A 23,973-nucleotide genomic window follows, 5' to 3' on the forward strand; every position below is an offset into this window, starting at 1 on the left:
ACTCCTCGAGTCGGTAGGCAGGCAATCACCGGATGGAGGCGGGGAAGAGGGCTTGACACCGTCCCGCGCCGGGCATCTCCGGGGGAGCGCTCGCGGGCATACCACGCCGGCCGCCGCCGTCAAGCACGCGACGCCGTGTCTGCGTCGTCCGATGCTCGGGCCATGAGAACATTCGGTGTCGAGGAGGAGCTCCTCCTCGTCGACGACGACGGACGGACGGCTCCGGTCGCGGAGTCGGTGCTGGGCGGCGCCGAGCAGAGGGATGCCGGTGGGCCACAGCTCGCACGCGAGATCCAGCAGGAGATGATCGAAGTCATCTCGCGGCCGCACGAGACCTCCGCGAGATTGCTCGAGGAGGTCTTCGCGGGCCGCGCGCGAGCGGAGGCCGAGGCCGCGCGCTTCGGCGCCCATGCCGTCGCGCTCGCGGCATCACCGCTTCCGTCCCGGCCCCATCCGTCCGAGACCGCGCGCTACCTGGGTTTCATGGAGCGGTACGGCCGCACGGCGCGGACCTCGCTGACCTGCGGGCTCCATGTGCACGTCTCGGTGGATTCGCCGGAGGAGGGCGTCGGAGTGCTCGACCGGATCCGCACCTGGCTGCCGCTGCTGGTCGCCCTGAGCGCGAACTCCGCGGTCGTGGACGGCGAGGACACGGGGTACGAGAGCTTCCGCTTCGAGGCCTGGAACCGCTGGCCCGGGAGCGGACCGACCGAGGTCTTCGGCTCCGTGGACGCGTACCGGGAGTTCGAGGAGGGTCTGCTGTCCACTGGCGTGATCGTAGACCAGGGGATGCTGTACCTCGACGCGCGGCTGTCGCGCACGCATCCCACCGTGGAGGTCCGGGTCGCCGACGTCTGTCAGGACCCGGGGGATGCGGTGACGATCGCCGCCGTCGTGCGCGCGCTCGTCGAGACGGCGGCCCGGGAATGGCAGGCGGGACTGAAGCCGTGCGACGTCCCCGCGACGCTGATCCGTCTCGCGTCCTGGAAGGCCGCGCTGTGCGGCGTGGGTGCGGAGCTGCTGCATCCCGTCCGGATGCGGCCGGTCCCGGCACGGGAGGCGGTGCGTGAGCTGTTCCTGCACATCGCCGACAGCGCGGACGATGCCGGAGACGGGGAGGTGGTCCGGAGCGGGCTGAGCACGATCCTCGCGCGCCGCACCGGGTCCACCATGCAGCGCCGGGCGTTCGCCCGCAGCGGCGACCCCGGCGATGTCGTCCGCGAGGCTCTCCGGGTGCACCAGCGCTCCTCGGGGTCCGTCGCCGCTCTCGCCGACGCCGCTCTCGCCGACGCCGCCGTTCTCGCCGACCGGCAGCGGACAGGGGAGGAGGTGGCCGGACGTGGGAGTGCTCGAGATCAGGGACTTCAGCTATCCCGTCGATGACTTCACGCTGGCGCATGTGCGCGCGGTCCTGGAGAACACACTGCCGGAGTTCCCGTACATCGACATCTCCCTGTTCTTCTCGGGGACCGACCGGGTCGAGTTCCGGATCAGGGACGAGCGCGACTACTCCATCTACGTGAGGGAGTGGCCTGCGCTGTGCGACCAGTGCCTCGGCGACCTGGTGAACGAGGTGATGCTCAGCGGACGCCTCGCCATCGTCGGCGGCTTCCGCGCGGGTCGGCGTGAGCACGACGTCCAGGCGTGACAGGTTCGGAAGGAGAACGACATGGCAATCTACAACGGAGGACGTGCGGTGGTGTTCTACATCGTCGGAGCGATCCTGGTCGTCGCGGGGGTGGTCTGCCTCACCCGGTTCGGCGTGGAGACGCCGGGCCGGAACGACAGCGCACAGTACGTCGCCTGGAACGTCGGCTTCACCGTGGGGGCGGCGATCCTGCTCGGGATCGGCGTGCTGCTGATCGCGATCGGGTTCGTCCGGGGACGCCGCCGGCGCGCCGTGCAGCACGCCGGACCGTCGCGCGACCTGGAACCGGGGGCGACCTCCGAGGTGCGCCGCTAGCCTGCGTCCATGCTGCTGCGTGCGTCGGAGGTGGGCCCTACGATCGACCCATGGCCGACACCTCCCGCCCCGCACCCGAACCGCTCGTGGTCGCCGACCAGGCGGCGTGGCGCGCCTGGCTCGACGAGCACGAGACGGAGCCGGACGGCGTCTGGCTCGTCCTCGCCAAGAAGGGCACGACGGAGCCGACCAGCCTGACCTACGACCAGGCGGTCATCGAGGCGCTGTGCAGCGGGTGGATCGACGGCCAGCGCCGATCCCGGGACGCGGCGACGTTCCTGCAGCGCTATACGCCGCGGCGGACGTCGTCGCTCTGGTCGGAGCGCAACATCCGCTTGGTCGAGGCGCTCATCCAGGAGGGGCGAATGCGGCCCTCCGGACATGCCGAGATCGAGCGCGCCAAGGCCGACGGCCGCTGGGAGCGCGCCTACGCCGGGTCGGCGACGATCCAGGTGCCCGACGACCTCGCGGCTGCGCTGGCGGCCTCGCCCGCCGCGACCGAGACCTTCGAGCGACTGAACGGGCAGAACCGGTACGCCGTCCTGCACCGGATCGTCACCGCACCCAGTGCGACCAGCCGTGCGAACCGCCTGGCCAAGCTCGTCGGGATGCTGGAGCGCGGCGAGACGCCCTACCCGCAGTGACCTCTCCGGCCTGACGGCTTCGGTCAGACCCCGCGCTTGCCCGCGCGGTGGCGCTCCCGCAGATCGACGAGGCCCACCACGAGCGCGACCGCGAGCAGTGCCAGCGTGACGAGGTAACCGCCGCGGACCGCCGCGTGGTACTCGCTCACCGGGTGCGACCCACCGCCCGGGACGGTGGCGAAGAACACCGCCGTCACCAGGGCGACACCGACCGCCGTGCCGATCCGCTGCCCGAGCTGGGCGATCGACCCGGCCGCGCTGCCCTCCTCGGGCGGCACCTCCGACAGCGTCAGCGTCTGGTTCGGTGAGATGACCAGTCCGCCGCCGAGGCCTCCGATCAGCGTCGACCCCGCCATGAACCACTCGGCTGCGGAAGGAGGCGCCAGCGTCGCGGAGGCCAGCAGTGCGCCGATGCCGACGATCACCACGATCAGGCCCACCACGACCAGTGCTCGGCCGAACCGCTGCACCAGCCTCCCCCCGATGAACGCCGACACGGCAGCGCCCAGCGCGAACGGGACACTCACCAGGCCGGCCGCGAGCGGCTGCGCGTGCAGGCCCTCCTGGAGGAACAGCGTGGTCACCAGGAAACTCGCGGGGAGCCCCGCGAAATAGACCGTCGCGATCAGGATGCCGTTCCGGTACGACGCCGTCCCGAACAGTTCCAGGTGCACGATCGGCGAGAGCCCGCGCTTGCGGTACGCCCGCTCCCAGAACAGGAAGGCGACACCGGCGACGGCGAAGGCGATCAGCCAGAGCCAGCGGAGCGGGTCGTCCGTCGACGAGCCCGTCGTCAGGAGGAACGGCAGCATCAGCCCGATAATGGCGACCGCGAGCAGCCCCAGCCCGACGGGGTCGAGCTCCGTGCCTCCCTCGCCGCGGTGCTGGTCGCGGGGAAGGAAGCGGAGGGCGAAGAACAGCGCGATCGCTCCACAGGGCACGTTGAACCAGAACAGGAGGCGCCAGCCGTCGGTGGGACCGCCCAGAGCGATGAGCGAGCCGGCCAGGGTCGGGCCGATCGCGGTGGCGATGCCCACCATCGCCCCGAAGACGCCGAACGCCCTCCCGCGCTCCTCGCCGCGGTACAGCTGCTGGATCATCCCGAGCACCTGGGGCATCTGCACGCCGGCGGCCGCGCCCTGCAAGAACCGCGTCACCGTCAGCCAGACGATCCCCGGAGCCAGCGCGCACAGGGCACTCGCCACGCTGAAGCCGATCAGGCCGATGACGAACATCGCACGCCGTGAGCGCGTGTCGCCCAGCCGCCCCGACGGGATGAGCGACAGCCCGAAAGCGAGCGCGTACCCGGCCACGATCAGCTGCAGCTGCGTCGAGTCCGCGTGCAGCGAGCGCTGGATGGACGGGAGCGCGACGTTGACCCCCGACAGGTCGAGGATGGTGAGCGCCCCGACCGCGATGCATACGGCGAAGGCGGGGCCGCGGCGGCGCTGGGCGTCACCGCTGTCCGCCGCTGTGGGGCCGGGGGAGAGGTGGGTCACGCCGACACCGTACGCCGGTCCGCCTCCCGTCTCGCCCCCACCTCCGCCCACCGTCTCGCCCCCACCTCCGCCCACCGTCGAGTACACGATTTCTGCACGCCCGCACGGCGTGGCGCGTGCAAATAGTGCGGACTCGACGGTGGGGGGAGGAGGAGCGGAACGGGAGGTGACGATTCGGTGAAGACGGAGGGTGGGGGAGTCCCGGGGGGCGGAAGGGGCGCTAGGGTACCCGCGTAAGGCCTAGGAGGGGAACGGCCATGAACGGACTGTCATCCGCCGGCGCATTCGCCACGGCGATCGCACTCGCAGCGATCGTGCTGGGGATCGCGCCGGCCGGGAGCGCGATCGAGCCTGCCGTGCAGGCGGTCGATCTGGTGGTCGCCGGTGTCGCGGGGGCGGCAGCGGCGACGTGCCTGGGGATCGCGGGGGGTGCGCGCCATCGGCGACGCCGGGCGCGCTAGCGGGAGCGCCACCCGGCGACACCGGGGGCGCTAGCGGGAGAACCGCCCCGACCGCAAGGGGTACCCCGAAAAGTTGACAACCCTCCCAGGTGTGTGGAGCATCGGGGGGATGACGTTGGTGGACGGAACCCTCGAGGACTTCGCCCGCGATCTGGAGATCGCGCTGGCGCAGCGCCACGTCGTGGCCGCGTATCAGCCGCAGATCGACGTCCTCGATGGCTCGATGGTGGGCGTGGAGGCGCTGGCCCGCTGGACGCATCCCGATCGTGGCGCGATCTCGCCAGAGGTGTTCGTCGACATCGCCCAGAAGGCGGGGCTGCTGCCGCTGCTGACGGCGCGCATCATCGCCGACGTGACCGCCGACTACATCGCGGGCTCCGCGATCGACATCGCGGTGAACGTCTCGGCGACACAGCTGGAGGACCCGTCGCTGTACGACATGTTCGAGGGGGCGTTCGCCACCGGCCGCTGCGATCCAGCGACGCTGATCGTCGAAGTGACCGAGAGTGAGAGCATCGCCCACCCGGAGCGGGTGGCCGGGCCATTGGAGGCGCTGGCCGCCGCCGGTGTGACGATCTCGGTGGACGACTTCGGCACCGGTCACTCGTCGTTCGCCCGGGTGGAGGCGCTCCACGCCACGGAGTTGAAGCTCGACAAGAGCCTGGTGCAGGCGGACGGGCGGGTCCACGAGGTTGCGCAGATCATCACGGAGGCCCACCAGCGCGGGCTCCGCGTCGTCGGCGAGGGCGTCGAGCGGCGCGACCAGCTCGACCGCCTGGCCGCAGCAGGCTGCGACCGCGCTCAGGGCTACTGGATCGCGAAGCCGCAGCCGGCGAAGGACCTGATCAGCTGGTACCGCAACCGCGCCTGAGCACGCCGCTCAGAGCGCGCCCCTCAGAGCGCGCCCCTCAGAGCGCGTCGAACGAGTCGATGTCGACCCGCGGCTCCTCCTGGCGCGCAGCGGGAGGATCGACCTCGATCTGCGCCCACGTGACGGGCATCCCGGGGGAGAACAGCACATCGACGCCGGGCCCACCGCGCAGCGGCGGGATGGTGACGTAGCCGCCGCCGGCCCGGACGGCCTCGAGGATCTTCCCGCGCAGGTCGTTCACCGGATCGGGAAGGAAGTAGTCCTTTCCGTCGACCGTGAGGCGGTGAACGATCATGTGGTGGATCCTTTCCGTTCGCGTGCTGTAGAACACTATCGCGCGGTCACGATACACCCGTATTCCGGCGTATAAGCTCGAACGCAGCGCCGATGGCGCGGCTCTCAGACATTGAAAGGCATCCGTGGGCACTCTCCGCTACGACGGCGAAAGTTATGAACTGGACGACCGTCTCCTGTTCCACATGCAGATCGCGATCAGCACGAAGCTGCGCCGTGGCGAGAACTTCTTCCTCACCTGGCCGGTCGCCGCCGAGCTGGGCAGCGGCCGGCACACCATCTGGGTCGACAACGGCGTCCCCCTGCACATCTTCTTCTCGGGATCCAAGGTCCCGACGCTCAACAAGGACTGGATCGAGGCCATGATCCAGACCGGTAGCAGGGCTTCCGGAATGATCGTCATGGAGGAGTCGGAGATGCGTCCTCCGGGCCAGCGATGACGCCGGGCCAGCGCTTATAGCGGAACGATTTGGGGAAAACAAGGCCCCCCGATTTTCTTGCTTCACCGGACGGGTAGTTCGATCATCTAACTAGGTCACCGACATGACCCGCGACGGATTGAGAAGTAAGGAAAGAACCATGGCCGAGCAGCTCGCCGACATCATCGATCTCCCCACCGAGTACGTCTCCTGGCACTCGCCGGCGGAGGCGCTGTGGGTGGCCTCCACGCCGACTTCGTACGTGGGCATGGTGGACCGCAACCACGACGGTTTCGTCGCCACCGACTGCACCGGCCGCGAGCTGGGCGTCTACGGGACGCTCGAGTCCGCACGCGTGGCCGTCTACGGCGCCTGGGTCGCTCCGGCGCCGGCCGAGCAGCAGACGGAGCACGCGCTCATCGCCTGATCCCCCGAACCCCCCGGCCGGCGTTTCGGGTGCGCCCACCGGGCTCTGGAGGAACCCCGGCACCGTTCTGGTGCCGGGGTTCCACCGTTTAAACCGGCAGAGGCCACCGGAGGCCGCGAAGAACCCCGGCATCTCAGCTGAGCGACGGCTCCGCCAGCGCCTCCGCCACCGCCTGCTCCACCGTGAGGTCCCGCCCTTCCGCCACGGCGGCTGCCAGCCGCCCCGGCTGCGTCGCCGCGGCCAGACGGTCCAGGTAGCGCTGATGGAAGGTGAACGTCGGCCCGTTGTGCGTGCCCGACCGCTCCCGCAGGGCGTGCGCCGCCCCGGCCAGCCGGCCGGCCCGTTCCACATCCCCGGCCAGAGCCCCGACCGCCGCCAGCCCCTCCAGCCCGTACGCGATCCCCTCGATGTGGCCGAGGGAGGTCGAGAGCGTCACGCTGAGCATGAAGTCCTTGCGCGCGTCCTCGGGCGACCCGAGCAGAAGGTGCGCCCAGCCCAGGTGGTAAGCGGCGATGCGGCCACCGACCGCATCTCCGCTCCGCTGGGTGAGCGCCAGCGACTCGTCGAACCGGTCGAAGGCGGTCCGGAGTGACTGCTCGAGCAGCGCGACCCGGCCGAGGAGCACCAGCGCCATGGCCTCGCCCCAGACGTCGTCCGTCTCGCGGAAGAGGGTGAGGCTGCGGTCCATCACCTCCTGGGCCCGCGCTGTGTCCGGCCGCTCGCCGGCCAGCAGCGCGAGCGCGAGCGAGATCATCGCCATGGCCTCACCGGAGCGGTCGGCGCACTGCCGGAACAGGTCGGAGCTCTCCTGGAGGTCGGCCGCGACGCGTCCGTCCGGGTCCTTCCAGAACCGGATCGTCCTCGTGAAGTAGAGGGCGATGGCCCGGGTGCGGTCGTGCAGCGCGTCGCCCGATTCGAGGGGTTCGTCCATCCAGGTGCGGACTTCGCCGAGCAGGCCGATCACCCAGAAGTAGAGGAACAGGTTGAAGGCGAGCTGGGCCGCGCGGTCCCAGTCGCGCCCGTCGAGCAGGTAGCGTTCGGCGGCGCGGAGGTTGTCGCGCTCGTCGCCGAGCCGCTGCAGCCACTCGCGCTGGCCGCCGGTTTTCAACGGGAGCCGGGCCCGGGCGCTGAGGTCGATGAAGAACCGCGCGTGTGCATCCCGGGCGCTCTGCAGCTCGCCGTCGGTCTGCAGCTGTTCCCGCGCGTACTCGCGGACGATCGCCTGCATGGTGAAGCGGGGCCGGTCCTCGCTGTCGTGCTGGGAGACCAGGCTGGAGTCGACGAGGACGGCCAGGTCGCTGAGCACGTCTGCGGCGCCGCCCTCCGCACCGACCGACTCCGCGGCCTCCAGGGTGAACCCGCCCTCGAAGACGCCGAGCCGTGACAGCAGCGTCCGCTGGTCCGCGGTGAGGAGCTGCGTGCTCCATTCGATGGTGCGCCGGATGGTCTGCTGCCGCTCCGGGAGGTCGCGCGAGCCGCCGACGAGCACCGACAGGCGGCGGTCCAGGCGGTCGAGCAGCTCGGCGGGGGAGAGCACCCGGATGCGCGCGGCGGCCAACTCGATCGCGAGCGGCGCGCCGTCGAGAGCGGCGCACACCCGCGCGACGGCCGCGGCGTTCTCCGGCGTGATCTCGAAGTCGGGCTTCACCGCGTGCGCGCGCTCCACGAAGAGGCTCACCGCGGAGTCTTCGGCCAGCGGTCCGACCTCGTAGCTCTGCTCGGCGCTGACCCGGAGCAGGGCGCGGCTGGTGACCAGGAGCGAGAGCCCGGGGACCGCCGCGAGCAGCCCGGTCAGCATCGGGGCGGCATCCAGGATCTGCTCGAAGTTGTCGAGCACCAGCAGGATGCGGCGGTCGCGCAGCGCCGTCACCAGGTTGTCCAGGATGGGCGCGTCACCGGTGTCGCGTACGCCAAGTGCCTGGGCGATCCGGTTCGGCACGCGCTGCGGGTCGTGGACGGCCGAGAGGTCGACGAAGACCGCGCCGTCGTCGAAGTCCTGCGCGGCGGCGCGCGCCGCAGCGATCGCGAGCCGGCTCTTGCCGATCCCGCCCGGCCCCGCAAGGGTGACGAAGCGCGTCCCGCGGGCGAAGCGGTCGGCGATCGCCGCGATGTCGTCGTCGCGACCGACCAGAGCAGTCAAGGGCATCGGGAGGCGGACCGGCTCGACGACGCGGTCGCCGTCGCTCGCGACGTCGGCCGTGACGAGCGCACGGCTCTGGTCGAAGCGCTCGGCGAGCAGGATGGCCAGGTCGTTCTGGAGGAGCTGCGCGAGTTCCCGGGGCGTCTCGAAGTACTTGTAGGCCGCGCGGTCGTCGTCACGGATGCGGGCGAGCAGGGTCGCCAGCTTCGGCTCGCGACCGGGCGCCGGGCTCTTCACGTAGAGCAGGCGGGGGAGGTCGGGCGGGCAGAGGTTGTACTCGTCCTCGAGACCGGACACCTCCTCCTCCGGGGCGACCCAGCCATAGCGCTCCCAGTAGAGGCCGACAAAAACGTCGCTCTGCTCCAGGTACGCCCGGTAGAGGTCTCGGGGAGGATGCGGCCGGGCGCCGAGTTCGAACATCACGGGTGCGAGGTGGAGGCGCTCGATGGCGGTCCGTGCTGCCCGGCGCTCGTCGGCGAGCTCCTGCAGCGTGGAGGAGACGAAGATCCGGAGCCGCTGGTCCGGCGTCCGAATGACATGAGGGGTGCTCATGTAACGTCATTGTGTTGCGTTCGTGTGGAAATGTACAGGGATGGCGGCGGTTTTGTATCACCTGTCGGGCCTGCCGCGCAAGGCTCTATCCCCGCTCGGTCCGGGGATGTTTGCTAGGGAGGTGAAAGAAATCGCCTGGTACGTCCTTGGATTCTCCGCCGCGGTCTGCGCGATGGCTCTCGGACTGCTCCTGGCGCCCGATGCAGCGGACGCCGCCGAGGGGCCGGGAGGGCTGCTGCAGCACCTGACCAGCACCGAGTGGGCCGACCTCCTCGTCGCCCTGCTCTTCGGAACGATCGCCTTCGTGAGCGGGAGCTACCTGTCGTCCCGGGCGGCCGCGGCGGCCGATGACGCGCGGCCCGCAGCGACCGCGTCTCCGGCGGCGGAGCTCATCCCCGCGGAGTCCGCGGCGTGAGCCCCACCGCCTCCGCTCACATGTCGCGGTAGCGCTTGGCCGCGGCGAGCGCCTCGCGGAGCCCGTCGGCGTCGTAGCGGCGCACGTAGGCCGGGGTGTCGCGCTGCGCGCGCCAGCCTTCGGCCAGCTCGCCGACGTCGACCGCGTCGAAGCCGAACTGGTCGATGAGGGCGGCGACGCGCTCCCGCGCTCCGGCGTCGTCGCCGGCGACGATCAGCGCGCGACGGCCGGGTGTGCCGGCCGGGAGGCTCTGGCTGGTCAGTTCGGCGGCGCCGATGTGGTTGAACGCCTTCACGACGTGCGACTGCGGAAGCACCTTCTGCAGACGCTCCGCCACCGTGGTGGATTCGTCGTCGAGTTCGGCGATGTGACCGTCCCGGTGCGGGTAGTAGTTGTTGGTGTCGATCACGATCTTGCCGGCGAGCTCCTCGACCGGCAGCGTGGCCTCCGCCGCGAGCGGAGTGGTGACGACGACGATGTCACCCGCGGCCGCGGCCTCTGCGGGGGTCGACGCACTGGCGTGCTCGCCCAGTTCCTCCACGAGCGTCTGGAGGGTCGCGGGGCCCCGGGAGTTGCTGAGCACCACGTCGTAGCCGTTGGCGACCGCGAGGCGCGCGAGCTGGGAGCCGATGTGTCCTGATCCGATGAGTCCGATAGTCGTCATGGGGTGGGGAACAGCGCCGGTCGCATGCCCATTCCCGCCCTCTCTCAGCGGATCAGCCGCACAGGTCGACGCCCGCCGAGGTCAGGATGACCGTGCGGTTCTGCTCGGCCAGCGCGTCGGAGTACTTCCCGCTCGCGTCCGTCTCGCTCTTCCAGCCGCACCACTGGAACCCGACCCCCGCGGTCTGCAGCAGCGACGCCGGCACGCCGAGCCCGACGAGCGCCGTCGTGACGGCCTCCGCCCGGCGCAGGGAGAGCGCGGTGTCCGCGGTGTTGTCCGTGGCCTGATCCTTGGAGGCGGTCCCGGTGACGGTCACCGGCTTGCCGTTCTGCAGGATGGCCGGCACGAGGGTGGCGAGCACCTTCTGGGCGGCGGCCGGGTCGGAGAAGTCGGCTGTGTCCTTGGTGAACAGCAGGTCGCTGTTGCGGATGACGACGGGATGCGACCAGTCGGTCTTCGTCGCGACGGCCTCCACGCTGACGGGCGTGACCGCAGGCAGCCCCGCCGCTGCATTCCCGGACGCGGGCTCCGGCAGGAGCGAGAGCGTGCCGCCCGCGGCCTTCACGACGGCCGACCAGATGGCCTCGAGATTGCTGCGGGCGGGGACCGTCAGCGGCTGCTGCGCGCCGGCGACGTCGCCCATCCCCGACCAGTACACCGTGACGCCCTTCAGATCGGTCGGGAGCAGGTTGCGCGCGGTCAGGTCGGAGACGACCTGGGCCGGGTCGGCGTAGAGCAGTCCGGTCCCGGCGAAGTTGAGCGGGTCGGTCGTCTGGAGGCCGCTGCCGACGACGATGACGCCCATCGGGTCGCTGCCGAGGTCTCGGGCGGCCTGGTCGATCGCGCTGAGGAAGTCGACCTCCGGTGCGGAGGCCTTCAAGCCGTCGATGTAGGAGGTGACGGCCGCGAGCTTGGTGCGCTGGTCGTTCTGGCAGACGATGGCGTCCTGCGCCGACGAGCCGAGCGCCGTCGTGCCCATCACCTGCGGGGTGCCGGACGGCACGACGACCGTCACGCTGCCGTTGGTCTTGCCCGCGGCGGCGAGCTGGGAGGAGGCGGACGCCGGAAGTGCGACCACCGGGGCGTTGGCCGTGCTCCCCGCCACGACACCGAGGTTGCGCTTGTGCGACTGGTCGCACGCTTCGCCGGACGCGGTCGCCGGAGTGCACGCGGTCAGGCCGGCGCAGACGGCGACGATGGCCGCGGCGGCGGCCAGCAGACGGGAGCGCGTGCGGGTCACTGGATGCCCCCGGTCGCGCCGGGCGCGCCTGGCGCGGACGGTGTGGACGGCGTGCCCGCCCCTCCCGGCGGCAGCGGCGGGGTCAGGTCCGGCCCCTCCAGGCTGCGGCGGGACCGCAGCTCGCGGATGATCTGGCTGGTGCTCTCCGGGTCGCGCTCCCGCTGCGCCAGCCGTGTGGCGAGCTGGGCGCGGACCACGTCCATCCGGGAGTGGAAGATCACCCGGGCCCCGGTGTACCGGATGGCGTCGTGGGTGTCGAGCTGCAGCGCCGACCGCATCCGCTCCTGGGCGGCGGCGGCCTCCCCGAGCAGGCGATCGCGGTGCACCCGGAGCCGCGCGGCGTGGGCGTGCGCCTTCTCGGCCGCGGTCAGGAGCGGACGCGTGGTGAGCCAGGCGACCACGAAGCTGACGGCGCCGGAGGTGGTGAGCACGCCGAGCATGAGGAAGGCCATGATCGTGTCGGGGGCGGTCCACGAGAACCCGGCGGGCGCAGCGGTCTGCGATCCGCCGACCAGCCCGGTCAGGCCTCCGGCGCTCTGGGCGTCGATTCCGGCCTTGATCCGGGCTATCGTCACGCCGGCCAGGATGGCCGCCCAGACGAGTCCGAGAACGATGGAGGTCGCAATCCAGCGGCGCGACATCACCCCGGCCTGCACGCGCCGGAGCAGGATGGCGATGACGTGCGGGAGGGTGACCACCGCCAGCGAGATGCCGAGCGTGATGATGTACATCTGCAGGCCGATCGAGCCGTACTGGCTGTCGTTCCGGAGCAGCAGCGTGAGCGCCTGGGCGAGCAGGATGTAATCGACGGCGATCATGGCGGCGAGCAGCACGTAGACCATCGCGTGGGCGAACGGGGAGACGTGCCCGACCCGCGGGCGCAGTCGGGGAGGGCGGGTGACGATATCGCGAGCCATGGCGTCCTCTCAGGCGTAGGTGTGGAAGTCGGGATCCTGGGCGGCGAGCTTCGCGTCCAGCCGTTCGACGTCGAGGTCGGCGCGGCGGATGTCGTCCTCCGCGCGTGCCAGGGCCCGCCGGATCAGCTCCTCGCGGGCCTGGGCCTCCGCAACGCGTGCGGACGCTGCGGCGACGTTGCGCGTGCGCTGCCGCTCCAGGTCGGCGACTCCGGCGCGCTCGAACGCCGCGAGCTCGTGCTCGAAGACCTCCAGCGTCTCCACATCGACGGCGTGCCGCATGCGGCGCAGGCGCCACAGCAGCCGGCGGCGCAGGCCACCGGTCCGCGGCACGCGGTAGTCCTTCAGTCGTTCACGCCGGGGCATCGGTCCTCCTGTGGTCGGCCTCGTGAGGGGCGATGGGGTGCAGCGCGTCGACGGCCGTGCTCCGCGAGGTGAGCCAGCCGGCGCGGCGGAGCACCGGCGGGTGCGGCCCCACCCGGCCGGAGGTCGCGTTGCGCAGGGCGCCCCAGTAGACGGCGGCTTTCTCGTCCGAACGGTCGAACATCCGGGCCGCCCGCAGTTGCGCCGTCGTGAAGCGCGCGTTGATGAGTGCGCTCAGCTGGTCGGAGCGGCGGTGCGCGCTTCGGATACGGCGCTCCAGCCTCCGCAGCTCCTCGACGGCCGGACCGCTGCCCTCGTGCAGCCGATAGCGGTCTGCGTCGGGGAGCCGGTCCAGCCGCTCCTCGTACGCGTCGAGGTCCGCGCGCAGCGCGGCCGTGACGACGCGGTGCTCGGTGAGCTCGCGTCGCATGTGCCGGAAGAAGCGCTCCTCCTCGCGGCGGGCGAACCCGTCCGCCCTGGCCTGGAGGCCGGCCACCGTGGGCGTCGAGGCCTCCTGCGACGACGCATCCCTGTCGTGCACCGCCGCAGCGTCGCGCAGCGCGGCCCTGGACAGGCGGCGTCGGGCGAAGGGCCCCAGTCGGAGCGGCTGCGTCGTCATAGGGGGCGAGCGTAGGGAGCGGTTCTGTGCGTCCCCTAGGTGAATGTCGAAGGAAGCCCGAACGTGACCCAACCGTGACCCCGGATAGGGTGAATCGGTGACCCAGAACGAGACCGCCGGCACCGTGCTCGAACTGCGGGACGTCACCTTCCGGCGTGACGGCACGCACATCCTCGACGGCATCGACCTGGCCGTCCGGGCGGGGGAGCACTGGGCGCTCCTCGGACCGAACGGCGCGGGCAAGTCCACCGTCCTCGGCTTCTGCGGAGCGTTGGCCTTTCCGACCTCCGGCACGGTCGACGTGCTGGGCAGCAGGCTCGGGCGGGTCGAGCTGCAGGAGCTCCGTCGGCACATCGGCCATGTGAACCCGCGCCACCCGGTGCGCTCGCCGCTCACCGTCATGGAGGTCGTCCTGACCGGGATCACCGGCACCCTGGAGCCTCCCATGCGCTGGCAGGCGGAGCCGGCGGACGAGCGCCGTGCCCGGGACCTCATCCACTCGGTCGGGCTGGACGACCGTCTGGGCGCCCGCTGGCCGACCCTCTCGCAGGGGGAGCGCGGCCGGGCGCTGGTCGCGCGGGCCCTGATCTCCGCGCCGCGGCTGCTGCTTCTCGACGAGCCGACCACCGGCCTCGACGTCGCCGCGCGCGAGCAGCTGCTGGAGACGATCGACTCCCTGGCGCACACTGCTCCCGAGCTGGCCTCCGTGCTGGTGACGCACCACCTGGAGGAGCTGCCGGAGACGACGACCCACGCGCTGCTCATCGCACACGGTCGCACGGTCGCCAGCGGCGATATCGACGACGTGATCACCACCGACACGGTGACGCGCGCGTTCGAGCACCGCATCCGGGTCGAGAAGGCCGAGGGCCGCTGGAGCGCACGGGCGGTGCGCGAGCGGCCGATCGCCGCCGTAGCGCAGGGCGAGGGCAGATGACGGAGTTCGCGATGGCCGACGACGGCACGTCGATCGCCTTCGAGGAGCACGGCGTCGGCGTGCCGGTGCTGCTGATCGCCGGGCAGGCGACCGGGATGCACGGCTGGGGTCCGTTCGCGGACGCCCTCGCGCGCGACTTCCGGGTCGTGGTGTACGACCACCGCGGCATCGGAGAGAGCGGGCTCGGCGACCCCGCCGACTACTCCACGCGCCTCTTCGCGGAGGACGCGGTGTCCGTGCTCGACGCGGCGGGGATCGCGGCCGCGCATGTCGTCGGGCACTCCATGGGCGGCCGGGTGGCGCAGTGGCTGGCCGCCGACCATCCCGAGCGGGTGCGCCGGCTCACCCTGATCGCCACCACCTCCGGCGACCGGAGCGCCGCACGTCGCGACCCGTCGGCGGTCGCCGACCTGCTGAGCGGCGACAGGGAGCGGATGCTCCCGCTGTTCTTCGACGACGCCTGGGCGTCCTCCCACCCGGCGGAGGTCGACGGCTTCTTCACGCGCGTCGCCTCCCGGCCCGCGCTGCGCGGGCACTTCGCCGCGAGCAGGGACCACGACGGGTCGGCGGTGCTCGACCGCATCCGCTCCCAGACGCTGGTCGTCCACGGCAGCCACGACGCGCTCACCCCGGTGTCGCACGCGCACCTCCTCGCGGACCGCATCCCGCACGCGACGCTGGCCGAGTTCGAAGCGCGCCACGGCCTCCACCTCGACACCCGCGAGGTGGAGGAGGCGGTGCGTGCCTTCCTGCTGCCCGAGGGACAGCGCGCCCGCACCTGATCCCGGCGGCCGGCAGCCGGGTTCAGGCGACCGCGAACGCGCCGTCGCCGGCCGCTCCGACGAACTCGGCGTAATCCGCCTCCGCCTGGTCGGCATACCGGGTCGCCCACTCGGCGGACGCCCGCAGGAACGTCGGCCCGGAGCCCAGATACCCCGACACGAATGCCGCCTTCGGCGAGCGGGCGTGCGCCCGCGCGAGCACCGCTCCGCAGGTGCGGGCGTAGTCGGAGAACTGCGACGGGTTCATCGTCGGGATGTCGAAGGAGGCGTTCCGGTTGCGGAAGCGGCGCATGTAGAAGGCGAACCCCTCCACCCGCAGGAACCCCAGGAACGGGTCCGACACCGCCTGCAGGATGCGCTGGCAGGACACCACGCGGTAGCCCTGCTCGTCCGGCAGGAGGCTGAGGTCGAGGTACCCCGGCAGCGCCGCGACCCCGCCGAAGCGTTCGACGACCGAGGGCTCCGCCTCCTTCAGCTGCAGCAGCACCACCTCACCGACCGGTCCGCGCAGGGCGATGACGAAGCAGCGCGTGCCGACGCTGCCCACTCCGACCACTCTCCGGGCGACGTCGTCGAGCGTCAACTGGGAGGCGAGCAGCGCGGTGTTGGGCGGCAGGGATGCGCGGTACCGCTCGTACGCGCCGAGCGCGAGCGCCTGGATCTCGGGCTCCGCGCGGGTGAGCACGGGCGGACGCTCCACGAATCGCAGCGTCCCGTCCTCGTTCGTCTCCAGGATCTTCCGTCCCACCCGGTCGCTCGTCCGCTTGCGCGACGCCTTGGTCACCTGATCGATCAGCCGCCACGTGTCGTCGCTGAGTATCCGGCGCCCGGAAGCGCGCTGCACGGCCATCGGTGTGAAGTACCGCGGGATGATGGGCATCTCGAGGGCCTGCCGGAGAAAGTCGCGATAGGCGCCGGCCGTCTCCTCGGTGATCCGGCGGGTCTGCTCGGCGGGGAGGCCGAGGGATCGCCCGGCGAGGACCACGCTGGCCAGCAGCCGCTTCACGTCCCACTCCCACGGCCCGACGGTCGACTCGTCGAAGTCGTTGATGTCGAACACCATGGCGTCCTCCGGCGACCGGTACATGCCGAAGTTCGACAGGTGCGCGTCCCCGCAGATCACCACCTCCGCTCCCGTGCTGGGAGCGGTCGCCAGGTCGGCCACCTGGATCGCGGCCGTCCCCCGGTAGAACGCGAAGGCGTCGGCGCTCATCCGCTCCACCCGGAGGTCGATCAGGTTCTGCAGGCGGTTCTCGTGCTGCGCCCGCAGTATCCCGATCGGGTCGCGGCCGGGCGATGGCGAGTAGTCCGCCTGCGCCGAGCGCGGGAGGAGACGGCGGGCGGCCCGGCCCGCTTCGAACAGTTCTGCCGGGGTGAGCGGCGTCTCCGTGCGCTCGCCGGCCTCCGTGACATCCAGAGTCATGCGCGTCCCCTTCCAGGAGGGATCCGCCTCCCGCGGTGTGGCGGGGGGTGCGGACGCGCTCATCATAGGTCTGCGCGAGACCGCTAGGGTATGCAGAATGCACGGATGGATCGAGCACGGGCGCGAGGACGGCGCGGTCGCAGGTCGGGCCTGTCCGCGGAGGGTGCGGCGCCGCTAGCATCGGCCGCACACGGGCCGGACGGCCGTGCGTGAGGAGACCGCGATGATCCCGTTGACCGTGGGCACGATGGTGGAGGCGCCGGACCGCCCGGCCGTGATCGACGGGGCCCGCTTCAACCGGCACACCTTCTGGTGCGGCCAGAGCGGCTCCGGTAAGACCTACGCGCTCGGCGTGGTCCTCGAGCAGTTGCTGCTGAACACCGAGCTGCCGATCGCCGTCTTCGACCCGAACGCGGACTTCACCGAGCTGACCCGCACCCGGGACGACGTGGATGCGGTGGATGCGGCGCGCTGGGCGGACCTCGGCATCCGGGTGTTCCACTCCAGCACGCCCCGGGAGCCGCAGCTCAGGATCCGCTACGTCGACCTCAGCGTCCGGTCCAAGGGGTCGGTGGCGCGCCTCGACCCGATCGCCGACGAGGAGGAGTTCAACGCCCTGCTCCATCTCGACCCCGGGCCGGCCATGGCCTCCCGCGAGACCTTCCTGCCGATGCTGACCACCTCGGCGGACTCCGCGCACCGCCGCCTCGGCCTGCGCATCGACAACCTCGGCATCCTGGAGTGGCCGCTCTGGGCGTTCGGCGGTTCGTCGGCCTCCACGGTCGTGCAGGAGCGCCCCCGGGCGGTCGTGCTGGACCTCGGCGGGTTCTCGCACCCGGGGGAGCCGCAGGCGGCGGCGCTGGGCATCCTGGAGGACCTGTGGGATCGGCGGATGGAGCGGCGTCCCGTCCTGATCGTCATCGACGAGGCGCACAACTTCTGTCCGCCCGTGCCGCGGTCGACGGTGGAGGCGCAGCTGACGGAGCAGCTCATCCAGATAGCCGCGGAGGGGCGCAAGTTCGGCCTGTGGCTGTTCCTCTCGACACAGCGGCCGACGAAGATCCATCCCAACGTGCTCTCGCAGTGCGACAATCTGGGGCTGATGCGGATGAACTCACCGCGTGACCTGGCGGAGCTGGCCGACGTGTTCGGCTTCGTGCCGCATCAGCTGCTGGAGCAGTCGCCGTCGTTCCGCAAGGGGGAGGCGCTGTTCGCGGGGACCTTCACGGACGAGCCGCAGCTGGTCCGGATGGGCCGGCGCCTCACGGTGGAGGGCGGGAGCGACCTCACGGTCGAGGCGCGGACGGCCTGAGCACCGTCTACCGACTCCCCGTCGGCCGGCCCTTCGCCTCCTGCCGCTGCGCCTTCCTGAGCGCGGCATCCTCCTTCATCAGCTCGCGGGTGTGACGCAGGTCGCCGATATAGGGCCGCCACAGCCGGGACCGCGGGTCGGCGTCGACGAGCACCGCACGCACCAGCAACGTGATCGGGATGGCGAGGATGGCCCCGATCGGACCGAGGACCACCGCCCAGAACAGCACCGCGAAGAACGTCAGCGTCTGGCTCAGGGCGACCGCGTTGCCGACCACCTTCGGCTGGATGACCGACTGCACGATCGCGTTGACGACGCCGTAGATGACGATGATCGCGATGACCGTCGGCCACCCTCCGGTCAGGAAGCCGAAGACCAGGGGCGGGATCAGAGCGAGGAAGTAGCCGACGTTCGGGATGAAGCTGCACAGGAACGACAGGATCGCCCAGAGGAGTGCGGCAGGGACGCCGAGAACCCACAGTGCCAGCCCGTTGATCACGCCCTGGACGAGCCCGAGCACGGTGGTGACCACCATGTAGCGCCGGACGCCGTGCCCGAAGCTGCTCAGCGCGAAGACCAGGTTCGGCCGCGCCGGTTCGAGCTGCTTCAGGAGTGTCGGCGTGTAGGCCGCGTCGGCCGGCATGAGGATCAGCATGGTCAGCACGACCACGAGGAAGGCCGTCAGACTCAGCGCGCTGCCCAGGAGGCCCGAGAAGAACCCGACGAACTGGGACGGGTCGAAGCCGGCCTTGATCTGCTGGACCTGCTGCGGACCGAGACCGATCGTCTCCGCCCACTGGGCGAGCTGGTCCCCGAACTGCTGCAGCTGCGGCTTGTACTGCGGGAGCATCCCGATGAACTGCGCCATGGCGACGATCAGCAGGCCGATGAATCCGGCGAGGAGGGCGAACACCGTGAGCGCCACCGCTCCGGTAGCGACGCCGGAGGGGGTGCCGTGCCGTTCCAGCCAGACCCGCACCGGCTGGGCGCAGATCGTCAGGACAAGAGCGAGCAGGGTCGGGGCCAGGATGCCGGCGATCGCGCCCATCCCGAATGCGACCACCACGGAGGCCGCCAGGATCAGCAGGATCGACAGGCCGCGGCTGATGCCGACGCCCGCGGAGCTCTCGGCGTCCGGGCCGGCGGGCGGCGTCTCCTCTGCGCGGGTGCGAGTGCGGCGGCGGAACGGCCAGATCCCTCGCCGACCGGGTGCTGCGACGGGCGCGGCGGACGGAGCCGATCCTGTGGCGTCGTCGGTCATGGTGGTGCCTCCCGATCGAGCGTGGGCCGTGCCGGTGCCGGAGCGCCGCGCGGGAGATGGGTCCGTGCGGCGCTCCGGCGGGCGCGTCACACGGTGGGGGCTGCCGGGGGAACGGTCGGTGCGACCGTCGGCGCGGTTGCGCCGGGGGCGGCGGACGATGCCGCCGGTGCTCCGGTCGACCCCGGGTGCGCTCCGGAGAGCGCGTGCGCCTTCAGGTGCGCGAACTCCTCCGGGGTGATGGCTCCGGAGTCGAGCAGGGACTTGGCCTTGGCGATCTCGTCGGCCGGGCTCGACGCCGCCACCTGGCGGATGTAGTCGTCGGTCGCGGACTGCACCTGCCGCGCCTCGCGCTGGTTGCGTTCGGCCATCCCCGGTCCGCGCGCGATGAGGTAGACGAGTGCGGTGAGGAAGGGCACGAAGATCAGGAAGATGATCCACAGCGCCTTCCACCAGCCGTTCAGCTTGTGGTCGCGGAACAGGTCACTGATGATGGCGAAGAGCGCGAACAGATAGGCCACGAAGGCGAAGCTCCAGAAGAAGAGCCAGATGACGCTCCAGAAGTTGCTCCAGTCCATGATGGGATTCCCCTCTCGACTCCAGCTCGCATGTCTGGATGTGCGGTGAGAGTAACGCGGCCGGAGTTCGCACGGCTAGACCGTATTTCGCGTGGCCCTGCGGGCTCAGGAGAGGAGTTCGAGCTCGGCGGTCAAGCGGTCGACGATCTCCGAGGCCAGGTATCCGAGGTGTCCGACGGAGGAGGCCAGCGATCGGCCCGCGGCGGTGTGGAGTGCGGTGCCCCAGACCGCCGCCTGGAGCGGGTCGGCGCCGCGCGCCGCCAGCCCCGTGATCGCTCCGGCCAGCGCGTCGCCGCTGCCGGAGGTCCCCAGCCCGGCGTCCCCGTCGCCGACCGTGAGGAGCCGCCCGTCCGGCGAGGCGATCCTGCCGAAGCACGAGACGACGGCACGGTACCGGCGCGCGAGCTCCACGGAGTCCGCGTCCAGGTCGTCCACGTCGCGCCCGAGCAGGCGCGAAGCCTCGTCGGTGTTCGGGGTCAGGATGCGCGGCCCGGTCCCGGCGAGGCGGGGATGCCCGGCCAGGGCTCCGAGCGCGTACGCGTCCAGGACGAGGACGGTGCCGCGGCCGGCGGCGCGAGCAGCGCGGGGCAGCATGCGGGCGGTCTCGGCGGCATCGTCCAGCCCAGGCCCGAGAAGGACGGCGTCCGCGCCGGCGAGGTCGTCCGCCGCGAGGCGGATGCCGGTGCCGCGAACACCGCCCCCCGCTGTCTCCGGCAGCGGGACGACGCCCGACTCGGGCACGGCGACGGCGACGTGGGCGGCCACCGACCGGCCGACGGCGAGGGTGAGACGGCCCGCGCCGACGCGCAGCGCCGCCCGGCCGGCCAGCATCGCGGCGCCGGGGGAGCGCAGAGCGCCGCCGACCACCAGGACCTGTCCGCGCGAGCGCTTCGAGCCCGACGGCTCGGGCAGCGGCCAGGAGCGGAGGAGGTCCGGCGTCACCTGCTCTGCTGTCGGTCGTTCAGGTCGGCGGCGCTCAGGCATCCGTCCTGACCTCCCCGGGATGCTCGGTCGCGGGAAGGCCGGCGTCGGCCAGGTGGCTGTCGTCGGCGAACGCCTCCAGCGTCCAGCCGGCGCCGTCGAAGGTGAGCTCGGTGACCGAGGCGTTGGCGACGGGATGCGTCAGCAGGTACTGCGCGAGCTGTGCCTCCGTCATCTCGAGAAGCACGTAGAGGAACAGGCTCACGACGGCGTCGTGCGCGAAGACGACGACCACGCCTCCTTCCGCGAGCGCGTCTCGCAGGAAGGAGCGGATGCGCAGCGCCACGTCCGTCCACGACTCGCCACCCGGCGGACGGTAGTAGAACTTGCCCGTCCAGCGGCGACGCTCGGCCTCGAGCGGGAGCCGGCGCTCCACGCCGATGGCCGTCAGCCGATCCAGGATGCCCAGCTCGCGATCCCGCAGGCGCTCATCGAGCCGAAGGACGACCTCCTCGCCCAGCGCGAAGCGCGCGGTCTGCACGGCGCGACGGTAGGGCGAGCTGAACAGCACGGCGTCCGCCGGGAGCGCCTCGCGCAGCCGGGAGCCGAGTGCGGTGGCCTGGCGCTCGCCGAGCGGGGAGAGGGTGACGTCGGCGTCACGTGCTTCGACGGCGACCACGTCGGCGCCTGATGCCTCGGCCGCGGCGGCGGCCACGTTCGCGGTGCTCTCGCCGTGACGGATCAGGAGCAGGGTGCGAGCGGTCATGCCGAGGACTGTACGCCCGCCCTCCCCGCGAAGGACTGGGTGCCGAGCACGCTCAGCAGCGCCAGCTTCTCGGCGGCCTCCGTGCGCGGCGGAGCGGTCAGCACGAGCAGGCACTGCGACTGGTCCTCGGTGAACAGCGCCTGGCAGTCCAGTTCGATCGCGCCGAGCTCGGCATGGATGAGGGTCTTGTGGTCCTCGAAGCGGCGCGCGACCTCGTGCCGCTCCCACAGCTCCGCGAACTCCGGGCTCTCGGCCAGCAGCGCCCGCACGAGTTCGCCGGCGCGGGATCGCGGCCCCATCGCTCCGTACGCGTCCCGCAGCGCCGCCACCTGCGCGCGGCTCTGGCGCGCCCGATCCTCCTCCGGATACTGCGCGCGGGCGTTCTCCGGGTCGGTGAACCAGCGGTAGTACTCGCTGCGGGCGAGCCCGGTGTAGCCGGAGCGGTCGCCGAACAGCGCGACGGCCATCCGGTTCTGCACCAGCGTTTCGCCCACGTTCGAGAGGACCAGCGCCGGCGTGTCCGACAGCCGGTCGAGGACCCGCTGCAGGGCGGGGGAGACGTGCCCGACTCCCGAGAAGCGGTCGGGGGTGTTGTGCCCGGCCACTCGGTACAGATAGTCGCGCTCGTCGTCGGTGAGCCGAAGCGCACGTGCCAGCGACGACAGCATCTGCTCACTCGGCTGCGGTCCGCGGCGCTGCTCCAGGCGCGTGTAGTAGTCGGTCGACATCGCGGCGAGGAGAGCGACCTCCTCCCGCCGCAGCCCGGGCGCGCGTCGGCGGGCGCCCTCCGGCAGCCCGACGTCGGACGGGTGGAGGTCCTCCCGATGACGCCGGAGGAAAGCGGCGAGGGCAGCACGATCCATTCCTCCATCATGGGGCCCTCGCCGCTGCGGAACCAGGGATCGCGGATCCCTGGATGAACGGTCCGCTTCCTCCGGCCCGCCGGTCGCCGGACAGTGGAGGCATGAACATCTCAGGGAACACCGTCTTCATCCCCGGCGCCACCAGCGGCATCGGGCTCGCCCTCGCCGTCGCGCTGCACGAGCGCGGGAACACCGTCATCGTTGGGGGCCGTCGCGGCGAACTGCTCGAACGGATCGCCGCCGAGCATCCCGGCATCGACACCGTGCGCATCGACACCGCCGACCCCGACAGCATCCGGGAGGCCGCCGCAGAGGTCCTGTCCGCGCATCCCGACCTGAACGTCCTGATCGCCATGGCCGGCATCATGCGCGTGGAGGACTGGCACACGCCGGCCGGCTTCCTCGAATCCGCCGAATCGATCGTCAGCACGAACGTGCTCGGCCCCATCCGTTTGATCGCGGCCTTCGTCGAGCACCTTCAGACCCGGCCGGATGCCACCATCGTGACCGTGTCCTCGGGTCTCGCGTTCACGCCGCTCGCCGCCACTCCGAGCTACAACGCGAGCAAGGCGGCCATCCACATGCTCAGCGAGAGCATCCGCCTCCAGCTGGCCGACACGTCCGTCAGGATCGTCGAGCTGGTGCCGCCGGCCGTCCGGACCGGGCTGCTGCCCGGCCAGGAGGAGAGTGAGTTCGCGATGCCGCTCGACGAGTTCGTCGCAGAGGTGATGGAGCTCATCGAGACGCAGCCGGACGTGAAGGAGCTGCAGGTGGAGCGGGTCAAGTTCCTCCGCTACGGCGAGGCCCGCGGCGACTACGACAGCGTCGTCCAGGTCCTGAACGCCTCCGACCCGCACGGAAAGGAAGCCGCGTAGGCCGGCACTCCGCTGCCGTCGACCGGTGAGTCCCGCCTCAGCGGTCCGCCAGCTCGGCAAGCAGCGAGCCGAGTTCGGCCGGTCGGGTGAACATCGGCCAGTGCCCGGTCGGCAGCTCCACCACGTCGAGGTGTTCCAGCCGGCCGACCTCCGCCAGCACCGGCGAGCCGCCGTCCACCCACGAGCGGAGGTCGGCCGGCGTGAACTCGCAGGCCACGATGGTGGCGGGTACGGCCCGACGCCGGCTGTCGTCGGCCAAGCCGATCGGACTGGTGGGGACCGCGCCGGGCTCGGGCACCGCCGTGCGGCGGAACTCCTCGCGCTGCTCCTCCGTGAGGTCGACCAGGTCGGCATCCTCGAAGTCGTCCCAGGCGAGCAGATCGATCTCGCCGTCCACCGGTGTGAGGTCGCCGGCGATGATGCCGCCGGGTCCGAGCGGCCAGGAGTCGACGTACACGGTGCGCGAGATCCGCTCCGGTCGCTCGCCTGTCGCCGCATAGGAAAGCGGACCGCCTCCCGAGTGGCCGACGAGCACGACGTCCCGCTCGCCCGGCTGCCCGACCTCGTCGATGCGTCGCACGATCGCATCCACCTGGTCCCGGACGCCGATGCTGCGGCGGTCGACGTCGCGCGACTCAAGGCCTGGCAGCGTCAGAGGATGCGCGTGGTGCCCCGAGCGCTCGATGACGGGGGTCACCTCCCGCCAGGCGTCGGCGTTGAGCCAGAATCCGGGAACGAGGACGATTTCCATGGGCCGACGGTAGCGCAGCGGT

The 23,973-nt window shown here is 71.5% G+C and carries 28 protein-coding genes; 13 read left to right on the forward strand and 15 right to left on the reverse strand.

What is annotated here, in order from left to right:
• The first annotated feature begins 162 nt into the window (after window positions 1–162).
• From SB754_RS03980 to SB754_RS03995, 4 genes are read left to right on the forward strand one after another with little or no spacing between them, the layout of a single operon-like run.
• Window positions 163–1,383, forward strand: coding sequence for a glutamate--cysteine ligase (locus SB754_RS03980; protein WP_410781056.1), 1,221 nt, complete (start codon window positions 163–165; stop codon window positions 1,381–1,383).
• Entirely contained in the window at window positions 1,340–1,648 is a 309-nt protein-coding gene (locus tag SB754_RS03985; RefSeq protein ID WP_410781057.1) for a hypothetical protein, read from the forward strand. Before SB754_RS03980 ends, SB754_RS03985 begins: the two co-directional genes overlap by 44 nt.
• A gap of 21 nt (window positions 1,649–1,669) precedes the next feature.
• Window positions 1,670–1,963, forward strand: coding sequence for a hypothetical protein (locus tag SB754_RS03990; RefSeq protein WP_410781058.1), 294 nt, complete (start codon window positions 1,670–1,672; stop codon window positions 1,961–1,963).
• A gap of 50 nt (window positions 1,964–2,013) precedes the next feature.
• Window positions 2,014–2,607, forward strand: coding sequence for a YdeI/OmpD-associated family protein (locus tag SB754_RS03995; RefSeq protein ID WP_410781059.1), 594 nt, complete (start codon window positions 2,014–2,016; stop codon window positions 2,605–2,607).
• A 23-nt stretch (window positions 2,608–2,630) separates the two neighbouring features.
• Here the strand turns inward: SB754_RS03995 and SB754_RS04000 are convergent, their stop codons facing one another.
• A complete protein-coding gene (locus SB754_RS04000; protein ID WP_410781060.1) occupies window positions 2,631–4,106 on the reverse strand; it encodes an MFS transporter in 1,476 nt (491 codons plus the stop codon).
• 257 nt (window positions 4,107–4,363) lie between these two features.
• Here SB754_RS04000 and SB754_RS04005 point away from each other — a divergent pair, with 257 nt between their 5' ends.
• Window positions 4,364–4,567 carry a hypothetical protein gene (locus tag SB754_RS04005; protein ID WP_410781061.1) on the forward strand — a complete coding sequence of 68 codons (204 nt, stop codon included), beginning with the start codon at window positions 4,364–4,366 and terminating at the stop codon, window positions 4,565–4,567.
• A gap of 109 nt (window positions 4,568–4,676) precedes the next feature.
• Complete coding sequence (locus SB754_RS04010) at window positions 4,677–5,438, forward strand: EAL domain-containing protein (protein ID WP_410781062.1); 762 nt, start codon at window positions 4,677–4,679, stop codon at window positions 5,436–5,438.
• Between the two features lie 37 nt (window positions 5,439–5,475).
• On the opposite strand, the gene SB754_RS04015 is transcribed toward SB754_RS04010, so the two are convergent.
• Window positions 5,476–5,733: a hypothetical protein gene (locus SB754_RS04015; protein WP_410781063.1), complete on the reverse strand. Its 258-nt coding sequence runs from the start codon at window positions 5,731–5,733 to the stop codon at window positions 5,476–5,478.
• Window positions 5,734–5,857: 124 nt separating this feature from the next.
• Between SB754_RS04015 and SB754_RS04020 the strand changes: the two genes are divergently transcribed.
• Together SB754_RS04020 and SB754_RS04025 are read left to right on the forward strand one after the other, a co-directional pair.
• The gene (locus tag SB754_RS04020) at window positions 5,858–6,172 is read left to right on the forward strand and encodes a hypothetical protein (protein WP_410781064.1); all 315 of its coding nucleotides are present in this window, start codon (window positions 5,858–5,860) and stop codon (window positions 6,170–6,172) included.
• Window positions 6,173–6,311: 139 nt separating this feature from the next.
• The gene (locus tag SB754_RS04025) at window positions 6,312–6,578 is read left to right on the forward strand and encodes a hypothetical protein (protein ID WP_410781065.1); all 267 of its coding nucleotides are present in this window, start codon (window positions 6,312–6,314) and stop codon (window positions 6,576–6,578) included.
• A 133-nt stretch (window positions 6,579–6,711) separates the two neighbouring features.
• Here SB754_RS04025 and SB754_RS04030 read toward each other — a convergent pair whose 3' ends face one another.
• The gene (locus SB754_RS04030) at window positions 6,712–9,270 is read right to left on the reverse strand and encodes an ATP-binding protein (RefSeq protein WP_410781066.1); all 2,559 of its coding nucleotides are present in this window, start codon (window positions 9,268–9,270) and stop codon (window positions 6,712–6,714) included.
• Window positions 9,271–9,391: 121 nt separating this feature from the next.
• On the opposite strand from SB754_RS04030, the gene SB754_RS04035 reads away from it, so the two are divergent.
• Window positions 9,392–9,685: a hypothetical protein gene (locus tag SB754_RS04035; protein ID WP_410781067.1), complete on the forward strand. Its 294-nt coding sequence runs from the start codon at window positions 9,392–9,394 to the stop codon at window positions 9,683–9,685.
• 16 nt (window positions 9,686–9,701) lie between these two features.
• Here the strand turns inward: SB754_RS04035 and SB754_RS04040 are convergent, their stop codons facing one another.
• Genes SB754_RS04040 through SB754_RS04060 form a run of 5 tightly spaced genes read right to left on the reverse strand, consistent with a single transcriptional unit; the run spans window position 9,702 to window position 13,485 of the window.
• Window positions 9,702–10,349: an NADPH-dependent F420 reductase gene (locus SB754_RS04040; RefSeq protein WP_410781068.1), complete on the reverse strand. Its 648-nt coding sequence runs from the start codon at window positions 10,347–10,349 to the stop codon at window positions 9,702–9,704.
• A 52-nt stretch (window positions 10,350–10,401) separates the two neighbouring features.
• Window positions 10,402–11,589 carry an OmpA family protein gene (locus SB754_RS04045; RefSeq protein ID WP_410781069.1) on the reverse strand — a complete coding sequence of 396 codons (1,188 nt, stop codon included), beginning with the start codon at window positions 11,587–11,589 and terminating at the stop codon, window positions 10,402–10,404.
• A complete protein-coding gene (locus SB754_RS04050; protein WP_410781070.1) occupies window positions 11,586–12,506 on the reverse strand; it encodes a hypothetical protein in 921 nt (306 codons plus the stop codon). Before SB754_RS04050 ends, SB754_RS04045 begins: the two co-directional genes overlap by 4 nt.
• Before the next feature lie 9 nt (window positions 12,507–12,515).
• On the reverse strand, window positions 12,516–12,869 hold the full coding sequence (locus SB754_RS04055; protein WP_410781071.1) for a hypothetical protein: 354 nt from the start codon (window positions 12,867–12,869) through the stop codon (window positions 12,516–12,518).
• Window positions 12,856–13,485 (reverse strand): hypothetical protein, encoded by a 630-nt coding sequence (locus SB754_RS04060; RefSeq protein WP_410781072.1) that lies wholly within the window; start codon window positions 13,483–13,485, stop codon window positions 12,856–12,858. Before SB754_RS04060 ends, SB754_RS04055 begins: the two co-directional genes overlap by 14 nt.
• A 97-nt stretch (window positions 13,486–13,582) precedes the next feature.
• Between SB754_RS04060 and SB754_RS04065 the strand changes: the two genes are divergently transcribed.
• Both SB754_RS04065 and SB754_RS04070 read left to right on the forward strand, forming a co-directional pair.
• Window positions 13,583–14,422, forward strand: a complete 840-nt coding sequence (locus tag SB754_RS04065; protein ID WP_410781073.1) for an ABC transporter ATP-binding protein — start codon at window positions 13,583–13,585, stop codon at window positions 14,420–14,422.
• Window positions 14,419–15,204 carry an alpha/beta fold hydrolase gene (locus SB754_RS04070; RefSeq protein WP_410781074.1) on the forward strand — a complete coding sequence of 262 codons (786 nt, stop codon included), beginning with the start codon at window positions 14,419–14,421 and terminating at the stop codon, window positions 15,202–15,204. Before SB754_RS04065 ends, SB754_RS04070 begins: the two co-directional genes overlap by 4 nt.
• A gap of 22 nt (window positions 15,205–15,226) precedes the next feature.
• Here SB754_RS04070 and SB754_RS04075 read toward each other — a convergent pair whose 3' ends face one another.
• Window positions 15,227–16,627 (reverse strand): DUF2252 domain-containing protein, encoded by a 1,401-nt coding sequence (locus SB754_RS04075; protein WP_410781075.1) that lies wholly within the window; start codon window positions 16,625–16,627, stop codon window positions 15,227–15,229.
• Window positions 16,628–16,850: 223 nt separating this feature from the next.
• Here SB754_RS04075 and SB754_RS04080 point away from each other — a divergent pair, with 223 nt between their 5' ends.
• Entirely contained in the window at window positions 16,851–17,939 is a 1,089-nt protein-coding gene (locus tag SB754_RS04080) for an ATP-binding protein (protein WP_410781076.1), read from the forward strand.
• A gap of 7 nt (window positions 17,940–17,946) precedes the next feature.
• On the opposite strand, the gene SB754_RS04085 is transcribed toward SB754_RS04080, so the two are convergent.
• The 5 genes from SB754_RS04085 to SB754_RS04105 form a co-directional block, all read right to left on the reverse strand.
• Entirely contained in the window at window positions 17,947–19,200 is a 1,254-nt protein-coding gene (locus SB754_RS04085; protein WP_410781077.1) for an AI-2E family transporter, read from the reverse strand.
• Window positions 19,201–19,286: 86 nt separating this feature from the next.
• Window positions 19,287–19,775 carry an SHOCT domain-containing protein gene (locus SB754_RS04090; protein WP_410781078.1) on the reverse strand — a complete coding sequence of 163 codons (489 nt, stop codon included), beginning with the start codon at window positions 19,773–19,775 and terminating at the stop codon, window positions 19,287–19,289.
• Window positions 19,776–19,880: 105 nt separating this feature from the next.
• Complete coding sequence (locus tag SB754_RS04095; RefSeq protein ID WP_410781079.1) at window positions 19,881–20,759, reverse strand: NAD(P)H-hydrate dehydratase; 879 nt, start codon at window positions 20,757–20,759, stop codon at window positions 19,881–19,883.
• Window positions 20,752–21,462, reverse strand: coding sequence for a histidine phosphatase family protein (locus SB754_RS04100; RefSeq protein ID WP_410781080.1), 711 nt, complete (start codon window positions 21,460–21,462; stop codon window positions 20,752–20,754). The genes SB754_RS04095 and SB754_RS04100 overlap by 8 nt, the downstream gene beginning before the upstream one ends.
• Window positions 21,459–22,325, reverse strand: a complete 867-nt coding sequence (locus SB754_RS04105) for a helix-turn-helix transcriptional regulator (protein ID WP_410781081.1) — start codon at window positions 22,323–22,325, stop codon at window positions 21,459–21,461. The genes SB754_RS04100 and SB754_RS04105 overlap by 4 nt, the downstream gene beginning before the upstream one ends.
• 101 nt (window positions 22,326–22,426) lie before the next feature.
• Here SB754_RS04105 and SB754_RS04110 point away from each other — a divergent pair, with 101 nt between their 5' ends.
• Window positions 22,427–23,200 (forward strand): SDR family oxidoreductase, encoded by a 774-nt coding sequence (locus SB754_RS04110; RefSeq protein WP_410781082.1) that lies wholly within the window; start codon window positions 22,427–22,429, stop codon window positions 23,198–23,200.
• A 37-nt stretch (window positions 23,201–23,237) separates the two neighbouring features.
• Here the strand turns inward: SB754_RS04110 and SB754_RS04115 are convergent, their stop codons facing one another.
• A complete protein-coding gene (locus SB754_RS04115; protein WP_410781083.1) occupies window positions 23,238–23,951 on the reverse strand; it encodes an alpha/beta fold hydrolase in 714 nt (237 codons plus the stop codon).
• Window positions 23,952–23,973: the final 22 nt, after the last annotated feature.

Source organism: Leifsonia sp. SIMBA_070, assembly GCF_046534635.1.
Lineage (GTDB): Bacteria > Actinomycetota > Actinomycetes > Actinomycetales > Microbacteriaceae > Leifsonia.